Here is an 18,175-nt window from a genome sequence, read left to right as displayed (position 1 = left end):
CCCCACCGGATGCCGACGGCGATCGGGAGCGTCGTGAAATGCACTCAGCTATGCGCGAAGATGTCGGTCTCGTCCCATTCGAGCAGGTCGAGGCGGGCGCGGGTCGGCAGGAAGTCGAAGCAGGCTTGCGCCAGGGCGGCGCGGTCCTCGCGGGCGAGCATCGCGTCGAGGCGGGCGCGCAGGGCGTGGAGGTGCAGCACGTCCGAGGCCGCGTAGTCGATCTGCGCCTGGGTCAGGGTGTCGGCGCCCCAGTCGGAGGATTGCTGCTGCTTCGACAGGTCGACGCCGAGGAGCTCGCGCACCAGGTCCTTCAGGCCGTGCCGGTCGGTGTAGGTGCGGGCGAGCCGCGAGCCGATCTTGGTGCAGTAGACCGGCCCCGGCATCACGCCGAGGCGATGGTAGAGCACCGCGAGGTCGAAGCGGGCGTAGTGGAAGATCTTGGTGACCGCCGGATCGGCCATGACCCGCTTGAGCACCACCGGCTCGGGGCCGGCCTTGGGGATCTGCACCAGGTCGGCCTCGCCGTCACCGCGGGAGATCTGCACCACGCAGAGCCGGTCGCGGTGGGGCTGGAGGCCGAGGGTCTCGGTGTCGACCGCGATGGCCGGGCCCGGCACGTAATCGTCGGGCAGGTCGCCGCGGTGCAGGCGATGGGGCATGGGAGGCGCGTCCGGGGCAACGTCGAGAGGGGTTGCCCCGGCGCCTAGCACCCCTCCCCCGGGCCGGCAAGGATGCGCCCAAGGCTGCGCCGGGAATCCGGGCGGTCAGGACTTCTGACGGGCGATGACCTTGTCCTTGATGTCCTCGTAGACGTTCGACGGGACGATCTTCTTCGACAACAGCTCGTCCTTGCCGCGATAGGGCCGGCCCTTGACGATCGCCTCGGAGCGCGCCGCGCCGATGCCCTTCAGGGTCTCGAGCTCCTGCTTGCTGGCACTGTTGAGGTCGATGAGGGCGGGCTTGCCGGCTTGCGCCGGTTGCGCGGCGGGGGCGGCCTTCGGGGCCTCGGGCGCCTTGGGGGCGACCGGCGCCGCCGGGGCCGTCGTGGTGGGAGCGGGCCGCGCCGTTGGGGTCGACGGCGCCGGGGTCTGAGCGAGAGCGGGGCCCGCAGCGAGAAGGGCGGTCAGCGCCAGGGCGCGGGTCAGGCGGGGAAAGCGCGTCATCGGGAAGAGCTCCGATCGTGCCGCCCTCGGGTGCCCGGGCCTGGGCAGTCCGGAGCGGCTGGACCCATCATGCGACCTTCGCCGTTGAACGGCACCTTAATGGGTGCATGAATGGGTGTATGACGGGCCGGGCGGATTTCTGGGATCGGTCCCCTAGCCAGGAGCGCGCGTCTCCTCTATAGACCCCGCTCCGATCAGGATCGCGACGCGCGCGGCGGCTCCGCCCGGGAGCAGCTTCGCGCCTATTTTGTTGCACGGGATACAGTTCCAATGGCCGTTCCGAAGCGAAAGACCTCCCCGTCGCGGCGCGGCATGCGCCGTTCCGCCGACGCCCTCAAGGCCCCGACCTACGTCGAGGACAAGGATTCCGGCGAGCTGCGCCGCCCCCACCACATCGACCTGAAGACCGGCATGTACCGCGGTCGCCAGGTCCTGAAGGTCAAGTCCGACGCGTGATGCGGTTCGGCGGCGCCTCCGCGCCGCCGCTGACCGGCACGGGATGACGGCGCCCCTCGCGGGCGCCGTTCTCGTTTGTGGGCCGTCTCAGACCGGGCGGCGCCCCGCCCGCCACAGCCACAGGGCCGAGAGTCCGAGGAGGGAGGCCGCGACCGCCCCCGTCGGGCCGAGCCCGTCCCCGCCGCCGGCTCCTAAGGCGCGCACCGCGAGCGGGCCGCCGATCTGCCCGGCCGCGAACGCGGCGGTCATCCGGGCGAGCAGCGGGGTCGGGTCGTCGGGCCGCGCCTCGCGCGCCAGCTGCAACCCCGCCATGGTGGCGATCATGAAGGTGCCGCCGACGAGGAGCGCCGAGGCGGCGACCGCCCAGAGGGCGTGGATCGCGACCGGCAGGGCGGTGCCGAGCGCCATCAGGCCCTGCGCCGCCGCCCAGAGCCGCCGGCGCGGAACGGCCGCGAGGTAGCGGGCCGCGCCCGCCACCGACAGGATCGCCGCGAGGCCGAAGAGCGGCCAGGCTAGGCCGAAGACCAGCGGATCGGGCGCGAGGTCGCGCGCCATCGCCGGCAGGAACGTCGCCGGCACGATGTAGCCGAACCCGAACAGGCCGTAGCACAGGATCAGCGCGCCCTGCCCGTCGGCCGCACCCCGCGCGACCGCCGCGGCCTCGCGCTCCGGGGTTCCGGCCGGGATCGCGTCGGCGCCCCGGGCGAGGAATCCGGCGAGCAGCACGCCGGCGACGGCGAGACCGCCGAGCTCGAGCCACAGCCGGGCTGCCGGCTGGCGCCCGCCGAGCCAGGCGAGCGCTCCGGCAAGCGCGATGCCGAGGCCCACCCCGGTATAGATCCAGGCGCCCAGGCGCGCCGCCCCGCCCCGCGCGAGCGCGGCCAGGCACCAGCTGCTGGCGCAGACGAGCGCCCAGGCGCTGAACAGGCCGGCCGCGGCGCGTAACGCCGTGCCAAGGAGGGCCGGCGCGGGCGCACCGGCGAGCGCCATCGCGAGGGTCGTCAGCGCCACGCCGGCGAGGCTCGCGGCCAGACCACGACCCGGATTGCCGGAGAACCGCCCCGCGGTCAGCGCACCGGCGAGGTAGCCGAGATAGTTCGCCGCCGCCCACTCGGCGCCGGCCTCCGCGGTCAGGGTGCCGTCGCGCAGCATCAACGGCAACAGCGGCGTGAAGGCGAAACGGCCGATGCCCATCGCGACCGCGAGGGCGAGGACGCCGCTCGCGACGACGGGCCAGGTCGCGGGTCGCGTGGCGGAGCGGGCGGGGGACGCAAGGGGCGTGTGCATGCCGGGATCAGACACCCGGCACTCATTCTTGGAAAATGAATTCTTCTGATATATCGTTCTCTCTATGAGAACGATGAATCTCGACGACCTGCACATCTTCCGCTGCGTGGTGCGGGAGGGCGGGGTGACGCGGGCGGCGAGCCTGCTAGATCGGGTGCCGTCCAACGTGACCACCCGGATCAAGCAGTTCGAGGAGCGGCTGGGCGTCCTCCTGTTTCGCCGCGAGGGCCGGTCGCTCGTCCTCACCGAGGCCGGCCGCACCCTGCTCGGCCATGCCGAGAAGCTGCTGCAGCTGGCGGACCTCGCCGAGCGCGAGCTGCGCGGCGGCGGCGTGCGGGGCGTGCTGCGGCTCGGCTCGATCGAGAGCGCCGCCGGTGCCCGGCTGCCGCCGGTCCTCTCGGCCTTCCACGCGCACCATCCCGACGTGACGATCGAGCTGCAGACCGGCACCACCCGGGCGATGCTGCGCCAGCTCGAACGCCACGAGGTCGAGGCGGCCTTCGTGTCCGAGCCGTTCGAGCACGGCCCGCTGTCGTCGATGCCGGCCTTCGACGAGGAGCTGGTGCTGATCGCCGCGGAGGGCACGGCGGAGGCGGGGCCGGAGCGGGCCCGGACCGTGGTGGCGTTCCCGCACGGCTGCTCCTACCGCCAGCGCCTGTTCGCCTGGCTCGCCGAGGCGGGCCGGTCGCCGGAGCGGATTCTCGAGATGAGCTCGTACCACGCCATCGTGGCCTGCGTGGCCGCCGGGACCGGAGCCGCCATCGTGCCGGCCGCGGTGCTCGACCATGCCGTGCTCGCCACCGCGGTCGCGCGCCACCCGTTGCCGGACCACCTGCGGCTCAGCCGCACCCACCTCGTCTGGTCGGGGGAGGCCAGCCCGCCGCTGCGCTCGCTGATGACGTTGCTGGAGCCGGAGGCGCGCGCGAGGCGGTCGTAGCCCGTCGACGTTCTCGCGCGGCCGTTCGACGGGTCACGCCCGACGCCCCGTGGTCGTGAAATCCCCCGGGAGCCGAACGCCGGCTCAGAGATCGCCGCCCGCCGCGTAGCGCGCCGAGGCGACCTGCGAGCGATGGAGCCGCGAGGGCCGCAAGCCCCCGTCCGGCCCGTCGATGAGCTGGACCAGGAAGGTGGCGAGCGGGCGGGCCGGCACCGCGGGGACGGGCGTCGGCGCCTGGATCGGGACGAGGGCCCGCCCGGGCGGGTCCGGGTGCGGGACGGGCGTGTCGGGCTGGGACATGGCACGGACTCCGCGGATCGATGCGCCGTCAACGTCGCAAGGGCCCTGCCGTGTTCCGCCCTCCCCCGCGGTCCCGCGCTACTTCTTGGCCAGCGCCTCGAGCCGGCTCTGCATCTCGGCCATCTGGCGCTTGATGTCGTCGAGCTCGGCCTTCGGGGCCGGGGCTGCCGGGACCGGCGCCTCGGCCGGAGCGTCGGGGCTCCCCGGCTGGCCGCCCGGGCCGAACGGCGTGAACATCCGCATGGCCTCGTTGAAGAAGCTCATGTTGGCCCGCACCTGCTCCTCCATGGCGTGCTGGAAGGCGGTGGGGCCGAAGGTCTGGGACATCTTCTCGCGCAGGCCGTCCTGCTCGCGGGCGAGGTGGTGCATGGAATGCTCGAGGAAGCTCGGCACCATCGCCCGCATGCTGTCGCCGTAGAAGCGGATCAGCTGGCGCAGGAACGCCACCGGCAGGAGGTTCTCGGCCCCGGCCTTGTTCTCCTGCTCGAAGATGATCTGGGTCAGCACCGAGCGGGTGATGTCCTCGCCCGACTTGGCGTCGTAGACCACGAAGTCCTCGCCGGCCTGCACCATCGCGGCGAGGTCCTCGAGGGTGACGTAGGTCGAGGTGCCCGTGTGGTAGAGACGCCGGTTGGCGTACTTCTTGATGACGGTGGGTGTCGACTTGCCGCTGTCCGCCATCGGTGCGTTGTCTCCCTCTTGGCGAACCCGGCGGGAACTGGACGGTACCGGGCGAGCCGAATTTTCACCGTGTCTCATGAACCGACCTTAAAGCCTTCGTGTGCCGGCGAAAACAGCAATCTGCGCGCCGTCCACGCAAACTGGCCGCGCTGCCAGAGCGATAACGGGCGGAGCACGCCTTGACTTCCCGGAGGGCAAAGCTTTCATCCACCCCAAAGCGCGTGGGGCGCGGCCGCCGGGAGATCGCGCCGGCGGCGGCCCACGACGCTGGGAGAGGGTCAGGAGAGGCGCATGGCTGAGAAGGCAGATATCGTCATCGTGGGTGCGGCCCGCACCCCGGTCGGCTCGTTCAACGGGGCCTTCGCCACCGTCCCGGCCCACAAGCTCGGCGCGGTCGCCATCAAGGCGGCGCTCGAGCGCGCCAAGGTCTCCCCCGAGGAGGTCGACGAGGTGATCTTCGGCCAGGTGCTCGCCGCGGGCGAGGGCCAGAACCCGGCCCGCCAGGCCGCCATGGCCGCCGGCATCCCGCAGGAGAAGACCGCCTGGGGCCTCAACCAGCTCTGCGGCTCGGGGCTGCGCACCGTCGCGGTCGGCATGCAGCAGATCGCCAACGGCGACGCCGACATCATCGTGGCCGGCGGCCAGGAATCGATGTCGATGGCCCCCCACGCCCAGTACCTGCGCGGCGGCCAGAAGATGGGCGACCTCAAGCTCGTCGACACGATGCTGAAGGACGGCCTGATGGACGCCTTCAACGGCTACCACATGGGCAACACCGCCGAGAACATCGCCCAGCAGTGGCAGCTGACCCGCGAGGAGCAGGACGCCTTCGCGGCCCGCTCGCAGAACAAGGCCGAGGCCGCCAAGAAGGACGGCCGCTTCAAGGACGAGATCGCCCCCGTCACCGTGCCCGGCCGCAAGGGCGACGTGGTGGTCGACACCGACGAGTACATCCGCGACGGCGCGACCCCCGAGGGGATGGCCAAGCTGAAGCCCGCCTTCTCGAAGGACGGCACGGTCACCGCCGGCAACGCGTCGGGCATCAACGACGGCGCCGCCGCCCTGGTGCTGATGTCGGCGGCGGAGGCCGAGAAGCGCGGCCTCAAGCCGCTCGCCCGCATCGCCTCCTGGGCCACCGCCGGCGTCGACCCGAAGATCATGGGCACCGGCCCGATCCCGGCCTCGCGCAAGGCCCTGGAGAAGGCCGGCTGGAAGGCCTCCGACCTCGACCTGATCGAGGCGAACGAGGCCTTCGCCGCCCAGGCGCTCGCGGTCAACAAGGACCTGGGCTTTGACGATGCGAAGGTCAACGTGAACGGCGGCGCCATCGCCATCGGCCACCCGATCGGCGCGTCGGGCGCCCGCGTCCTCGTCACGCTGCTGCACGAGATGCAGCGCCGCGACGCCAAGAAGGGCCTCGCCACGCTCTGCATCGGCGGCGGCATGGGCGTCGCCATGTGCCTCGAGCGCTGAACGCCGCACGCGTCGGCACAGGCTCGATCGATCAAGTCGCGCTGAAATATTAGCCGCGCGACGAGGGGCGGCCGGAAGTCCGGCCGCCCCTTACAGTTAGTACTTAAAGAAGCGGGACAGCACCCGCCTTCGTTGTGGAACGTCGGCCTTCCGTAAAGTACCACGGAGATGCGCCGAGGGATGAAACCGCTCGCACGTCCAAGAGGAGAGGGCACATGGCAGAACGCGTCGCACTGGTCACCGGCGGCACCCGCGGCATCGGCGCCGCGATCTCGAAGGGGCTGAAGGAGGCCGGCTACAAGGTCGCGGCGAATTACGGCGGCAACGACGAGGCCGCGCAGGCCTTCAAGGCCGAGACCGGGATCCCGGTCTTCAAGTTCGACGTCGGCGATCCGGCCGCCTGCGAGGCCGGCATCCGCGCAGCGGAAGCCGAGCTCGGCCCGATCGAGATCCTGGTCAACAATGCCGGCATCACCCGCGACGGCATGTTCCACAAGATGACCTTCGAGCAGTGGCAGGCGGTGATCCGCACCAACCTCGACTCGATGTTCACCTGCACCCGTCCGCTGATCGACGGCATGCGCTCGCGCGGCTTCGGCCGCATCATCCTGATCTCGTCGATCAACGGCCAGAAGGGCCAGATGGGCCAGACCAACTACTCCGCCGCCAAGGCCGGCGTGATCGGCTTCGCCAAGGCGCTGGCGCAGGAGAACGCCAACAAGGGCATCACCGTCAACGTGATCGCGCCCGGCTACATCGGCACCGAGATGGTCAAGGCGATCCCCGAGGAGGTGCTAAAGGCCAAGATCCTGCCGCACATCCCGGTCGGCCGCCTCGGCGAGGCCGAGGAGATCGCCCGCGCGGTTGAGTTCCTGGCCGGCGAGCAGGCGGGCTTCATCACCGGCTCGACGCTGACGATCAACGGCGGCCAGTACTTCGCCTGATGCAAGAGCGGGGGCGCCGGTCCGGCGCCCCCGCTTCCGTGGTTACTGCGTCAGCGGGCACCCGCTCGCCTTGGCCGACAGGAAGGCCTTGTCGCCCGGAATGGTCGCGAGCAGCTTGTAGTAGTCCCAGGGCGCCTTCGACTCGGCCGGCGACTTGACCTGGAACAGGTACATGTCGTGGACCATGCGGCCGTTGGCCTGCACCGTGCCGCCGCGGCCGAAGAAGTCGTCGACCTTCAGTTCGCGCATCTTGGCCGCCACCGCGTCGGTGTCGTCGGTGCCGGCGGCCTTCACGGCCTTCAGGTAATGCAGCACCGAGGAATAGGTGCCGGCCTGGATCATGTTCGGCATCTTGCCGGTCTTGGCCATGAACCGCTTGGCGAAGGCCCGGGCCTGGTCGTCGAGGTCCCAGTAGTAGCCTTCCGTCAGCACGATGCCCTGGGCCGCCTTGAGGCCGAGGCCGTGGACCTCCGAGAGCGTGAACAGCAGGGCGGCGAGCCGCTGCCCGCCCTGGACGATGCCGAATTCCGCCGCCTGCTTGATCGCGTTCGAGGTATCGAGCCCGGCATTGGCGAGCCCGATGATCTTGGCGCCCGACCCCTGCGCCTGGAGCAGGAACGACGAGAAGTCCTGGGCACTGAGCGGATGGCGCACCGCGCCCACCACCTTGCCGCCCTTCTGGGTGACGTATTGCGTCACGTCGGCCTGCAGCGCGGTGCCGAAGGCGTAGTCGGCGGTGAGGAAGAACCAGGTGTCGCCGCCGGTCTCGACCAGCGAGCCGCCGGTGCCGACCGCGAGCGCGTGGGTGTCGTAGGCCCAGTGGAAGCCGTAGGGCGTGCACTGCTTGCCGGTGAGATCGGACGTGGCGGCGCCGTCCACGATGGTGATCTTGCGCTTCTCCTTCGACAGGCCCTGCACGGCGAGCGCCACCGAGGAGGTGGTCAGCTCCATGATCGCGTCCACCTTGTCGGTGTCGTACCACTGGCGGGCGACGTTCGAGGCGATGTCGGGCTTGTTCTGGTGGTCGGCGTCGACGATCTGCACCGGCACGTCGAGGACCTTGCCCCCGAAATCCTCGACCGCCATCCTGGCCGCCTCGACCGAGCCGCGGCCGCCGAAATCGGCGTAGACGCCCGACTGGTCGTTGAGGATGCCGATCTTCACCACGCCGTCGGAGGCGCCCTTCGGTGCGGCATTCTGGGCCTGGGCGGCGACGGCGAAAGCCAGCCCGGCGGCGAGGGCGGTGGTGCGGGCGAGCGCCCGGCTCAAGCGTGTCATGATGTTCCTCCCCGGGCCGCGGTTGTTTCCCCGCCGGCCGTCGTCCTTGCTGATCGCAGCACGGGAGCTAGGGCGGTGCCGGGGCGGGAATCAAGCGGCGTCGTCCGCCCCCTCCCCCCGTCTTTCGCAGCACGGCCACGCTCGTGCCGGGCGACGGCTGCCTTTTGGGTGCACGGCTCCCTATATGGGCCTATAAGGCGCCCGCGGCGCGCGCCACTACCGCTACGATCGATCGCAGGTTCACGATGCTGGGTTCCCTTGCCAAGAAGATCTTCGGGTCGTCCAACGACCGCCGGGTGAAGGGATACCGACCCCGCGTCCAGGCCATCAACGCCCTCGAGCCCGAACTGGCCGCCCTGTCCGACGAGGCCCTGCGCGCCCGCACCGACGCGCTCAAGGCCGAGCTCGCCGCCGGCAAGACCCTCGACGACATCCTGGTCCCGGCCTTCGCCACCGTGCGCGAGGCGGCCAAGCGCGTGCTCGGCCAGCGCCACTTCGACGTGCAGATGATCGGCGGCATGGTGCTGCACGAGAGCGGCATCGCCGAGATGAAGACCGGCGAGGGCAAGACCCTGGTGGCGACGCTCGCCACCTACCTCAACGCCCTGTCGGGCAAGGGCGTGCACGTCGTCACGGTCAACGACTACCTCGCCCGCCGCGACGCGGAATGGATGGGCCGGGTCTACCGCTTCCTGGGCCTCACCACCGGCATCATCGTGCACGGGCTCGACGACGCCGAGCGCAAGGCGGCCTATGCCTGCGACATCACCTACGGCACCAACAACGAGTACGGCTTCGATTACCTTCGCGACAACATGAAGTACGAGCTGGGCCAGATGGTCCAGCGCGGCCACAACTTCGCGATCGTCGACGAGGTCGATTCGATCCTGATCGACGAGGCGCGCACCCCGCTGATCATCTCCGGTCCGATCGACGACCGCTCCGACCTCTACACCATGATCGACGCGGTGATGCCGCGCCTGGTGCGCGAGGATTACGACCTCGACGAGAAGCAGCGCACCGTCTCGCTGACCGAGGCCGGCAACGAGCACATCGAGGAATTGCTGCGCGAGGCCGGCATCCTCAAGGAGGGCGACCTCTACGATGCCCACAACGTGACGCTGGTCCACCACGTCAACCAGGCTCTGCGCGCCCACACCCTGTTCACCCGCGACAAGGACTACATCGTCCGCAACGACGAGGTGGTGATCATCGACGAGTTCACCGGCCGCATGATGCCCGGCCGGCGCTACTCGGAGGGGCTGCACCAGGCGCTCGAGGCCAAGGAGCGGGTCGAGATCCAGCCCGAGAACCAGACGCTCGCCTCGATCACCTTCCAGAACTACTTCCGGCTCTACAAGCACCTCGCCGGCATGACCGGCACCGCCTCGACCGAGGCGGACGAGTTCCACGAGATCTACAACCTCGAAGTGGTCGAGATCCCGACCAACAAGGAGGTCGAGCGCGTCGACGAGGACGACGAGGTCTACCGCACCGTCGACGAGAAGTACGCCGCGATCATCAAGGAGATCGACAAGGCGCATGCCCGGCTGCAGCCGGTGCTGGTCGGCACCGGCTCGATCGAGCGCTCGGAGCACATCGCCGGCCTCCTGGTGAAGCACGGCTACACGCCGCTCGACTACAGCGACCCGTCGGCGCTGGAGGACGTCTACGCGGCGGCCCGCGAGGGCCGGGTGACCAAGCGCTTCGCGGTGCTGAACGCCCGCTTCCACGAGCAGGAAGCCTACATCGTGGCCGAGGCGGGCGTGCCCGGCGCGATCACCATCGCCACCAACATGGCCGGCCGCGGCACCGACATCAAGCTCGGCGGCAACCTCGACATGCGGATCGAGCAGGAGCTCGCCAACGTCCCCGAGGGGCCGGAGCGCGACGCCCGCATCGCGACCCTGAAGGCCGAGATCGACCAGAACCGCGCCAAGGTCCTGGCCTCGGGCGAGCCCGCCGACCCGGAGGCGGGACGCAAGACCGCGCTGCCCGGCGGCCTCTACATCGTCGGCACCGAGCGCAACGAGAGCCGGCGCATCGACAACCAGCTGCGCGGCCGCTCCGGCCGCCAGGGCGATCCCGGCCGCTCGAAGTTCTACCTCTCGCTTCAGGACGACCTGATGCGGATCTTCGGCTCCGACCGCATGGACAGCATGCTCCAGCGCCTCGGGCTCGAGGAGGGCGAGGCGATCATCCATCCCTGGATCAACAAGGCGATCGCCAAGGCGCAGCAGAAGGTCGAAGCGCGCAACTTCGACATGCGCAAGAACGTGCTGAAGTACGACAACGTCATGAACGACCAGCGCAAGGTCGTGTTCGAGCAGCGCCGCGAGTTCATGGCGCAGGAGAGCGTGCGCGAGACCGTCGACGAGATGCGCCAGGGCGTGATCGACGACGTGGTGGCGCGCCACATCCCGGAGGACGCCTATCCGGAGCAGTGGGACATCGCGTCCTTGCGCGAGAGCGTGACCCGCGACCTCAACCTCGACGTCCCGGTCGAGGACTGGGCCAAGGAAGAGGGCATCGCCGACGAGGAGATCCGCGAGCGCCTGCGCAAGGCGGCCGACGAGGCCTATGCCGAGCGCACCGCCCGCAACACCCCGGAGGTGATGGCCTACGTGGAGAAGCAGGTGCTGCTCCAGAGCCTCGACCATCTCTGGCGCGAGCACCTCGTCACCCTCGACCACCTGCGCCAGGTGATCGGCTGGCGCGGCATCGCCCAGCGCGATCCCCTCAACGAGTACAAGTCGGAGGCGTTCGACCTGTTCAACAGCCTCGTCGGCTCCCTGCGCGAGCAGGTGACCGGCCAGCTGATGCGGGTCGAGATCATGTACCAGGAGCCGGAGCAGCCGAGCCTGCCGCCGATGTTCGCCCAGCACCTCGATCCCGTGACCGGCGAGAACGAGTTCGCCTTCGCGGAGGGCGCGGCGGGCGGCGGGGGCGGCGCCTACGAGTTCGCCGGCCAGGCGCTCGCCGCCGACGCGCCGGTGCTGGAGCGCAACCCCGACGATTCCACCACATGGGGCCGCGTCGGCCGCAACGAGCCCTGCCCCTGCGGCTCGGGCAAGAAGTACAAGCACTGCCACGGTCGCTTCGCCGCGGACGAGTGATCGACCCCCGAGGTCTTTCTCCCAAGCCTCTCGCTGCCGTGCGCCTGCCCCCTCCCCCTTGTGGGGAGGGATTATGGGGATCGAAGATCCCGCGTGGGGGTGGTGCAGAATGGGGCGTCGAGTTCTACGCGGCACCACCCCACCTCCAACTCCTCCCCACAAGGGGTAGGAGAGGCGCGCGACCTTCAATGGGCAAACCGCTCGAACCGAGTTGTGTGAATACGCTAGAGCACTTCACGATCGCGCTGCAATCGCGAAGCTCTCCAAGTCATTGTCTTGTCGCATTTTCTGCGACGAACCGGTTTCCACTTCATCGGAAAATGCTCTAGCCGCCAGCGGGGAGATGGGAAACACGCGTCTCCTCCTTTCCCCGGACAGCCCTGCTCCGCGGGGCGGGGACCGTGATCCTCACATCGCCCGCATCGTCCGGTCCACGGCCGCCTGCACGCCGCCGAAGCGGCCGGACAGGCGCTCGCTCACGCACATCTGCACGGTGGTGCCGTAATACAGCATCCCGTAGCTCTTCTGCTTGCGGCAATCGTAGACCGGCTCGGCGAGGAGCGCGCCGGCGATGACGGCCGGTACCGCCAGGATCTTCGCGACGGTCCCGAGCCCCCGGAGCCAGCCGCCCCCGGTCCGTCGATCCGGCACGAGGACGATCTCGATGGTGCGCACCTCGCGCGCGTCGGGACGGTCGGCGAAACCATCCTGCCCGCGCGCCGGACGTCGAGAGTCCGGCTCGAAACGCTGAGAGAACCGATCGGGCACGATGGCGGGCGCTGCCGCCCCGATCATCCCGCTATGCTGCGCGAAGATCGTCCGGCGGAGTTCGGCGTTCGTCGTGGCCATGGTGGTACCTCATCCCGATGTGAGGCATCCTGTGCCTCGGTCTCCGGGATCTGTGCGTGCGGCGTGCCAACGGTAACCGATCGGAAACCATATCGGATCGGCACATTTCGCTGCGTCAAGGGCGAACAGTGGTACCGCCGCCGGCCCGCTCGTTCCATGGTTGTATCAGGACGGATCAGGGACGGCGCCTCCCGCCCCCTCCCCGGCCAGCGGCTTCTCGTAGCGCCAGGCGGTGGTGCCGTCCTCGTAGTAGTCCGGCACGGTCTCGAAGCGGCGGTAGCCGCTGCGCTCGTAGAGGCGGATGCCGGCGCCGTTGTCCTCGCGGACCTCGAGCCGCAGCCGGTCGCACTCCCGCGCCAGGGCCTCGGCCTCGGCGGCCGCGAGCAGCACCCGGCCCAAACCCGTGCCGGCCCGGCTCGGCGCCACCGCGATCGAGGACAGACGGGCGCGCCGGCTGCCGCGGCGGCGCTCGATCGTGGCGGCGCCGACCAGGACCGCATCGTCGAGGGCGACGAGCAGCGAGATCGACGGCGAGCCGATGGCGTGGCGGATCGCCCGGCGCTCCGCCCGGTCGGTGGCGAAGGCCGCGGCCTCGAGCGCCACCAGGGCGTCGAGGTCCTCGGGACGCGCCGGCCGGATGGTGACGGCCGGCGCCTGGGCGGGGCGCGCGCTCACGCGGCCTTCCACGGATAGGTCCAGGTCTCTGTCAGGGTCTGGCCGCGCGCGCGCAGGAAAGCGCGCAGCTCCGTCGACTGCCCGGCCCCGTCGAGCCGCACGTCGATCGCCGCGCGGAAGCCCTTCACGTGGAGGTTGGGCACCAGGGAGATCGCGGTGATCTTGCCGGCGGTGGTCGAGGGCACGATCTCGACCGCCTTCGGGTCGGTGAGCCAGTAGGCGAGGTCGCCGCCGGAGAAGTCGACGAGGAAGCGCCGGGTGCGCGGCTCGCTCGCATCCGCCGTGCCGCCGCTCGCCGTTGTGCGGGCGACGTAGGTGTTCACCACCCGCCCGCCGGGATGCAGGTCGTCGGTCTCGGCGAGCGAGCGGATCTTGTAGGACAGCTCCACCGCCTCGCCGGGCTTGTAGGGCTGCTTCGGCTGCCAGGAGGCCACGATGTTGTCGTGGGTCTCGTTCTCGGTCGGCAGCTCGACGAGGCGCACCGTGCCCTCGCCCCACTCGCCCTGCGGCTCGACCCAGTAGCCCGGGCGGCGGTGGTAGAACGCCTCGAGGTCCTGGTAGTCCTCGAACACCCGGTCGCGCTGCATCAGCCCGAACCCCTTCGGGTTGCGGTCCTCGAAGGCCGAGACCCAGCGCTCCTTGGGGTTGCGCAGGGGCCGCCAGATCCACTCGCCGCCGCCCGACTGCATCAGGAGCCCGTCGGAATCGTGCAGCTCGGGGCGGTAATCGTCCGAATGGTGGCGGTCGTTCTCGCCGATGAAGAACATCGAGGTCAGCGGCGCGAGGCCGACCCTCGCCATCTCGCGGCGCGGAATGAGCGTGCAGCGCACGTCGACCACGGTCTCGTCGCCCGGATAGACCAGGAACTGGAACGCGCCGGTGCAGGACGGCCCGTCGAGCAGCGCGTAGATCACCGCCCGGTCGGCGCCCTTCGGCGGCATCTCGATCCAGAACTCGCGGAAGACCGGGAATTCCTCCGGCCCGCCGACGCCCTCGACGTTGACGGCGAGCCCCCGGGCCGAGAGCCCGTAGAGCTGGTCGCGGCCGAGGAAGCGGTAGTAGCTGGCGCCGAGGAACGAGATCAGCTCGTCGAGCACGCCCGGCTTGTTGAGCGGATAGTGCAGCCGGAAACCGGCAAAGCCGAGATTGACCGGCAGCGGCTTGTCGATGGTGGTGCGACCGTAATCGAACAGGGCCGGCTGGTAGGGCACCGGCGTCGGCACCCCGTCCCGCACCACGTTCACGACGACCGGGCGGGTATAGAGGAAGCCGAGGTGGAAGAGCTGGAGCCGGAACGGCCCGTCCTGGTCTCCCAGGAGGGCCTTGTCGGGCCGGAAGCGGATGTCGCGCCAGGCATCGTAGTCGAGGGAGGCGAGCGGCGCCGGCAGCGGCGCGACGCTCGCCTCGAACGGGGCGCCGGCCAGGGCCTTCGCGCGCCGCACCACCTCGTCGAAGCGGAAGCGCGGCGGGCCGGAGGGCGCCGGGGCGGGCGCGGGCGGCGGCAGGGCGCTCGGGCCGGGCTGGGTCGGCCCGACCTGGGCGGAGGCCGCCCGGCTGAGGGCGGCGGAGGAGAGCAGGCCGGCGAGGAGCGCGCGGCGCGAGGGCGAGATCGTCATGGTGTCCCGGAGGATAGGGCGCGGGTCCTGAACGCGCGCCTCTTTGCTGTCTGTCGCCGGGTTGAATGGCGCGTCCGGCGCCGCTTGAGAAGGCCCCGCGACGCGACGGCCTCTCCAGGGGGCGTGGCGCGGGGGCCACGCCGGGGAAATCCGGCGAAAAACCCCGCGATGGGGCTTGCGGCGGGGGGCCGTGGTCCGTATCTACTGCCTTGCCCAATTTCGCACGTGCCTGTGGCCGCGTGCCGGTTGGTGGGCATCCGGACAAGAGGCCGGACAGCCGCCAGGGGTCTTAAAGGATCGATGGCCGGGAAGGGTGGATCCCTCCGGCCGGCATCCAGGTGGAAACACCGGACCCCGACAACAACCGGCAGCCGGAGGCAAAACCGGCGAACCCCGCTCTCCACGGGGGACGCAGCTTAAAGCAACGACGAACGGGCTTTTTTGGTCTCGTCGGCCCTCCAAAGGCCGACACCGAAGAGGCTTGTTTCTCCTTGCCCCGAGTGCGGATCGGGTTTCCCCGTTCCAAGCAAAGGCAGCTTCCGGGTGCTCTGTGCCCGCGACGCGCGGCGTGTCTCCACAGCACGTCCGCGCCGCGCCGCATCGCCCCCTGACGCCGGACGGCCGACGCGCGCCGTCTTGATCTCGACATCGGGTTCCCGCGGGAGCCCTCTCGAACCTTTGGTGGGGCTGATCATGACCGATCGCATCCGCGATTTCCTGCGCGTGCGCCGCGAGCTCGGCCGGGACGAGGGTCCCGTGATGGTCCTCGACCTCGACGTCGTGCGCGACAACTACACCGCCTTCGCCCGTGCCCTGCCGGACACCCGGGTGTTCTACGCCGTCAAGGCGAACCCGGCCCCCGAGGTGCTGCGCGCGCTCGCCGAGATGGGCTCCTGCTTCGACACCGCCTCGGTGGTCGAGGTCCAGATGGCGCTCGCCGCCGGCGCCACCGCCGACCGGGTGTCGTTCGGCAACACCATCAAGAAGGAGCGCTGCATCGCCCGCGCGCTGCAGCTCGGCGTGCGGCTCTTCGCAGTCGACTGCCAGGCCGAGGTCGACAAGATCGCCCGCGCCGCCGACGCGGTCAAGGTCGCCCGCGGGGACGTGCAGGTGTTCTGCCGCATCCTGTGCGACGGCGCCGGGGCCGAGTGGCCGCTCTCGCGCAAGTTCGGCTGCGTGCCCGAGATGGCGGTGGACGTGCTCGAGCACGGCACCCGGGCGGGCCTGCACGCCTACGGCGTGTCGTTCCACGTCGGCTCGCAGCAGGGCAACACGGAAGCCTGGGACGGGGCGCTCGCCTCGGCCGCGATGATCTTCCGCGAGTGCGCCGATCGCGGCATCCATCTCTCGATGGTGAACCTCGGCGGCGGCTTCCCGACCAAGTACCTCAAGGCGGTGCCGGGCGTGGAATCCTACGGCGACGCGATCTTCCGGGCGCTGACCAAGCATTTCGGCAACCAGCTCCCCGAGACGATCATCGAGCCGGGCCGTGGCATGGTCGGCAATGCCGGCATGATCGAGGCCGAGGTCGTCCTGGTCTCGCAGAAGTCGGACGCCACCGACGAGGTGCGGTGGGTCTACCTCGACATCGGCAAGTTCGGCGGCCTCGCCGAGACGATGGACGAGTCGATCCGCTACCGCATCCTCACCGAGCACGACGAGGACCGCACGGTCCCCTGCGTGCTCGCCGGCCCGACCTGCGATTCGGCCGACGTGCTCTACGAGAAGACCCCGTACCCGCTGCCGATCTCGCTCGCGATCGGCGACAAGGTGCTGATCGAGGGCGCGGGCGCCTACACCACCACCTACGCGGCGGTGGCGTTCAACGGCTTCCCGCCGCTCCAGTCCTACGTGATCTGATCCGGGTCTCCCATCGAGGTCCGGGGCCGACACGGCGCTGACCCAACGGAACGATGCGCCGGGTTCCCCGTTCTAGGGAGCCCGGCGCATCGACGCCTCTCCTCGTCACCCATCCTCAAGTCCCGGACGGCCCGCCGATGCGGCGGGTGCGAGGGCTGTCCTTTGCCCGTCTTCTGTCAGTCTCGGGAGGGTACGGCCATGATCCAGATCCGCGACGAGCGCGCCGCCGATGTCGCCGCCCGCGAGCACCTGCTCGACGCGTGCTTCGGCGAGGCCCGCTTCACCAAGACCTGCGAGCGCCTGCGAGAGGGCCGCCTTCCCGCGGAGGGCCTCGCCCTCGTGGTCGAGCTCGACGGCCGACTGGTCGCCACCGTGCGGCTGTGGGACGTCGATGCCGGGGGCACGCCCGCCCTGATGCTCGGACCGATCGCCGTCGAGCCCGGCCTCCACGGCCTCGGCATCGGCCACGGGCTGATGCGCGCGGCGCTCGCCCGCGCCGCCGCCCTCGGTCACCGGGCCGTGATCCTGGTCGGCGACGCGCCCTACTACGCCCGCTTCGGCTTCACCCGCGAGCGGGTCGGCGGCTTGCGCCTGCCCGGCCCCTACGCGCCGGAGCGCTTCCTCGCCCTCGACCTCGTGCCCGGTACGCTGGACGGCGCCGACGGCATGGTGCGGGCGACCGGCCGCCACGATCCGTCCGCCGGCCTGGCGGGCGAAGGCTACCGCGCCGCGGCGTGACGACGGGGAGCCGGGGCGAGGGCTGTGCCCTCGCCGGCCATCCGCCTTGGAGCGGTACGGGGTCTCCGACGCCCGCGCTGGCTACGGGGACGAACCGGCGCGACGGCGGCGGGACAAGGCGGACGGCATCGATCGCCTTTCGTCACCGAGGCCGGTGGACGAGTCCTGTCCGGCCTCATCCCGGGTCGTACGTTGCCCGCCGGAAGCCGGTACGTACCTCGCGGATCGGGGACTCGCTCCATCGGGGCATGACGCGGCGGTCGGCGCGACACGACGCGACGCCTGAAATAAATTCTGCATCTACTGTTTTGTCGCAGCGGCTCCGATGGCCACACTCTTTTCGTGCATTTTTTCAGCCTACAACCCCAAGGTCGATCCCTTCTCCTTCGGGATCTAGGGTCTATACCCGTTCAAGGCGTTGCAAGGATGAGGGAAATGTGAATCGGATCGCCTCCCAGACGGAGGAGGCTATGGCAGAGCTGTTCTGGCTGTCGGACGAACAATGGCAGGCGATGGCGCCGTTCATGCCCATCGACCAGTTCGGCGCTCGTCGCAAGGACGACCGCACCATCCTGTCGGGCATCCTGCACGTCATCAAGTCCGGCTGCCGCTGGAAGGATTGCCCGAGCGAGTACGGCCCTCAACAACCGCTTCAACAGATGGGCGCGCCGCCGTTTCTGGACCGGCATGCTGTAGGCCCTGGCCAAAGCCGGATGGTCCGGCGAAGCGGCCGCCCTCGACTCGACCTACGTCAAAGCCCAGCACGCCGCCCACGGCGGAAAAGGGGGCCCGCGAACAGCCC

The 18,175-nt window shown here is 70.3% G+C and carries 16 protein-coding genes and 1 pseudogene; 8 read left to right on the top strand and 9 right to left on the bottom strand.

Going from position 1 to position 18,175, the window contains the following annotated elements; all coding sequences use genetic code 11:
• Positions 1-44: 44 nt before the first annotated feature.
• Positions 45-659, bottom strand: a complete 615-nt coding sequence (locus tag V3T34_RS20060) for a ribonuclease D (protein ID WP_060850682.1) — start codon at positions 657-659, stop codon at positions 45-47.
• Between the two features lie 105 nt (positions 660-764).
• On the bottom strand, positions 765-1,163 hold the full coding sequence (locus V3T34_RS20055) for a ComEA family DNA-binding protein (protein ID WP_305078263.1): 399 nt from the start codon (positions 1,161-1,163) through the stop codon (positions 765-767).
• Positions 1,164-1,433: 270 nt separating this feature from the next.
• Between V3T34_RS20055 and rpmF the strand changes: the two genes are divergently transcribed.
• Positions 1,434-1,619 carry a 50S ribosomal protein L32 gene (rpmF, locus tag V3T34_RS20050; protein ID WP_048425702.1) on the top strand — a complete coding sequence of 62 codons (186 nt, stop codon included), beginning with the start codon at positions 1,434-1,436 and terminating at the stop codon, positions 1,617-1,619.
• Positions 1,620-1,706: 87 nt separating this feature from the next.
• On the opposite strand, the gene V3T34_RS20045 is transcribed toward rpmF, so the two are convergent.
• Positions 1,707-2,906, bottom strand: coding sequence for a YbfB/YjiJ family MFS transporter (locus V3T34_RS20045; protein WP_305078265.1), 1,200 nt, complete (start codon positions 2,904-2,906; stop codon positions 1,707-1,709).
• Between the two features lie 73 nt (positions 2,907-2,979).
• On the opposite strand from V3T34_RS20045, the gene V3T34_RS20040 reads away from it, so the two are divergent.
• Entirely contained in the window at positions 2,980-3,843 is an 864-nt protein-coding gene (locus V3T34_RS20040; protein ID WP_305078266.1) for a LysR family transcriptional regulator, read from the top strand.
• Between the two features lie 84 nt (positions 3,844-3,927).
• Here the strand turns inward: V3T34_RS20040 and V3T34_RS20035 are convergent, their stop codons facing one another.
• Complete coding sequence (locus V3T34_RS20035; RefSeq protein ID WP_060850685.1) at positions 3,928-4,143, bottom strand: hypothetical protein; 216 nt, start codon at positions 4,141-4,143, stop codon at positions 3,928-3,930.
• 78 nt (positions 4,144-4,221) lie between these two features.
• On the bottom strand, positions 4,222-4,824 hold the full coding sequence (phaR, locus tag V3T34_RS20030) for a polyhydroxyalkanoate synthesis repressor PhaR (protein WP_091889375.1): 603 nt from the start codon (positions 4,822-4,824) through the stop codon (positions 4,222-4,224).
• 291 nt (positions 4,825-5,115) lie between these two features.
• On the opposite strand from phaR, the gene V3T34_RS20025 reads away from it, so the two are divergent.
• Both V3T34_RS20025 and phbB read left to right on the top strand, forming a co-directional pair.
• The gene (locus tag V3T34_RS20025; RefSeq protein ID WP_060850687.1) at positions 5,116-6,297 is read left to right on the top strand and encodes an acetyl-CoA C-acetyltransferase; all 1,182 of its coding nucleotides are present in this window, start codon (positions 5,116-5,118) and stop codon (positions 6,295-6,297) included.
• A gap of 215 nt (positions 6,298-6,512) precedes the next feature.
• On the top strand, positions 6,513-7,241 hold the full coding sequence (phbB, locus tag V3T34_RS20020; protein WP_060850688.1) for an acetoacetyl-CoA reductase: 729 nt from the start codon (positions 6,513-6,515) through the stop codon (positions 7,239-7,241).
• Positions 7,242-7,283: 42 nt separating this feature from the next.
• On the opposite strand, the gene V3T34_RS20015 is transcribed toward phbB, so the two are convergent.
• Positions 7,284-8,519, bottom strand: a complete 1,236-nt coding sequence (locus V3T34_RS20015) for an ABC transporter substrate-binding protein (protein WP_305078267.1) — start codon at positions 8,517-8,519, stop codon at positions 7,284-7,286.
• A 245-nt stretch (positions 8,520-8,764) separates the two neighbouring features.
• Between V3T34_RS20015 and secA the strand changes: the two genes are divergently transcribed.
• Positions 8,765-11,635, top strand: a complete 2,871-nt coding sequence (secA, locus tag V3T34_RS20010; protein WP_305078268.1) for a preprotein translocase subunit SecA — start codon at positions 8,765-8,767, stop codon at positions 11,633-11,635.
• A gap of 408 nt (positions 11,636-12,043) precedes the next feature.
• On the opposite strand, the gene V3T34_RS20005 is transcribed toward secA, so the two are convergent.
• The 3 genes from V3T34_RS20005 to V3T34_RS19995 all read right to left on the bottom strand — a co-directional run bounded on the left by V3T34_RS20005 (position 12,044) and on the right by V3T34_RS19995 (position 14,775).
• Positions 12,044-12,484, bottom strand: a complete 441-nt coding sequence (locus V3T34_RS20005) for a hypothetical protein (protein ID WP_091889379.1) — start codon at positions 12,482-12,484, stop codon at positions 12,044-12,046.
• A gap of 165 nt (positions 12,485-12,649) precedes the next feature.
• Entirely contained in the window at positions 12,650-13,159 is a 510-nt protein-coding gene (locus V3T34_RS20000) for a GNAT family N-acetyltransferase (protein WP_305078269.1), read from the bottom strand.
• Positions 13,156-14,775 (bottom strand): glucan biosynthesis protein G, encoded by a 1,620-nt coding sequence (locus V3T34_RS19995; RefSeq protein ID WP_305078271.1) that lies wholly within the window; start codon positions 14,773-14,775, stop codon positions 13,156-13,158. The genes V3T34_RS20000 and V3T34_RS19995 overlap by 4 nt, the downstream gene beginning before the upstream one ends.
• A gap of 693 nt (positions 14,776-15,468) precedes the next feature.
• On the opposite strand from V3T34_RS19995, the gene V3T34_RS19990 reads away from it, so the two are divergent.
• The 3 genes and pseudogenes from V3T34_RS19990 to V3T34_RS19980 form a co-directional block, all read left to right on the top strand.
• The gene (locus V3T34_RS19990) at positions 15,469-16,635 is read left to right on the top strand and encodes a type III PLP-dependent enzyme (protein ID WP_060850938.1); all 1,167 of its coding nucleotides are present in this window, start codon (positions 15,469-15,471) and stop codon (positions 16,633-16,635) included.
• Positions 16,636-16,833: 198 nt separating this feature from the next.
• Complete coding sequence (locus V3T34_RS19985) at positions 16,834-17,373, top strand: GNAT family N-acetyltransferase (protein ID WP_091889380.1); 540 nt, start codon at positions 16,834-16,836, stop codon at positions 17,371-17,373.
• A gap of 470 nt (positions 17,374-17,843) precedes the next feature.
• Positions 17,844-18,175 (top strand): annotated as a pseudogene (locus tag V3T34_RS19980) (transposase); the annotation flags it as partial.

The sequence above is a fragment of the Methylobacterium ajmalii genome (genome assembly GCF_036448855.1).
Taxonomy (GTDB): Bacteria; Pseudomonadota; Alphaproteobacteria; order Rhizobiales; family Beijerinckiaceae; genus Methylobacterium; species Methylobacterium ajmalii.
Note: the sequence above shows the minus strand (reverse complement) of the source record. Positions and strands in the feature narration are given on the sequence as shown.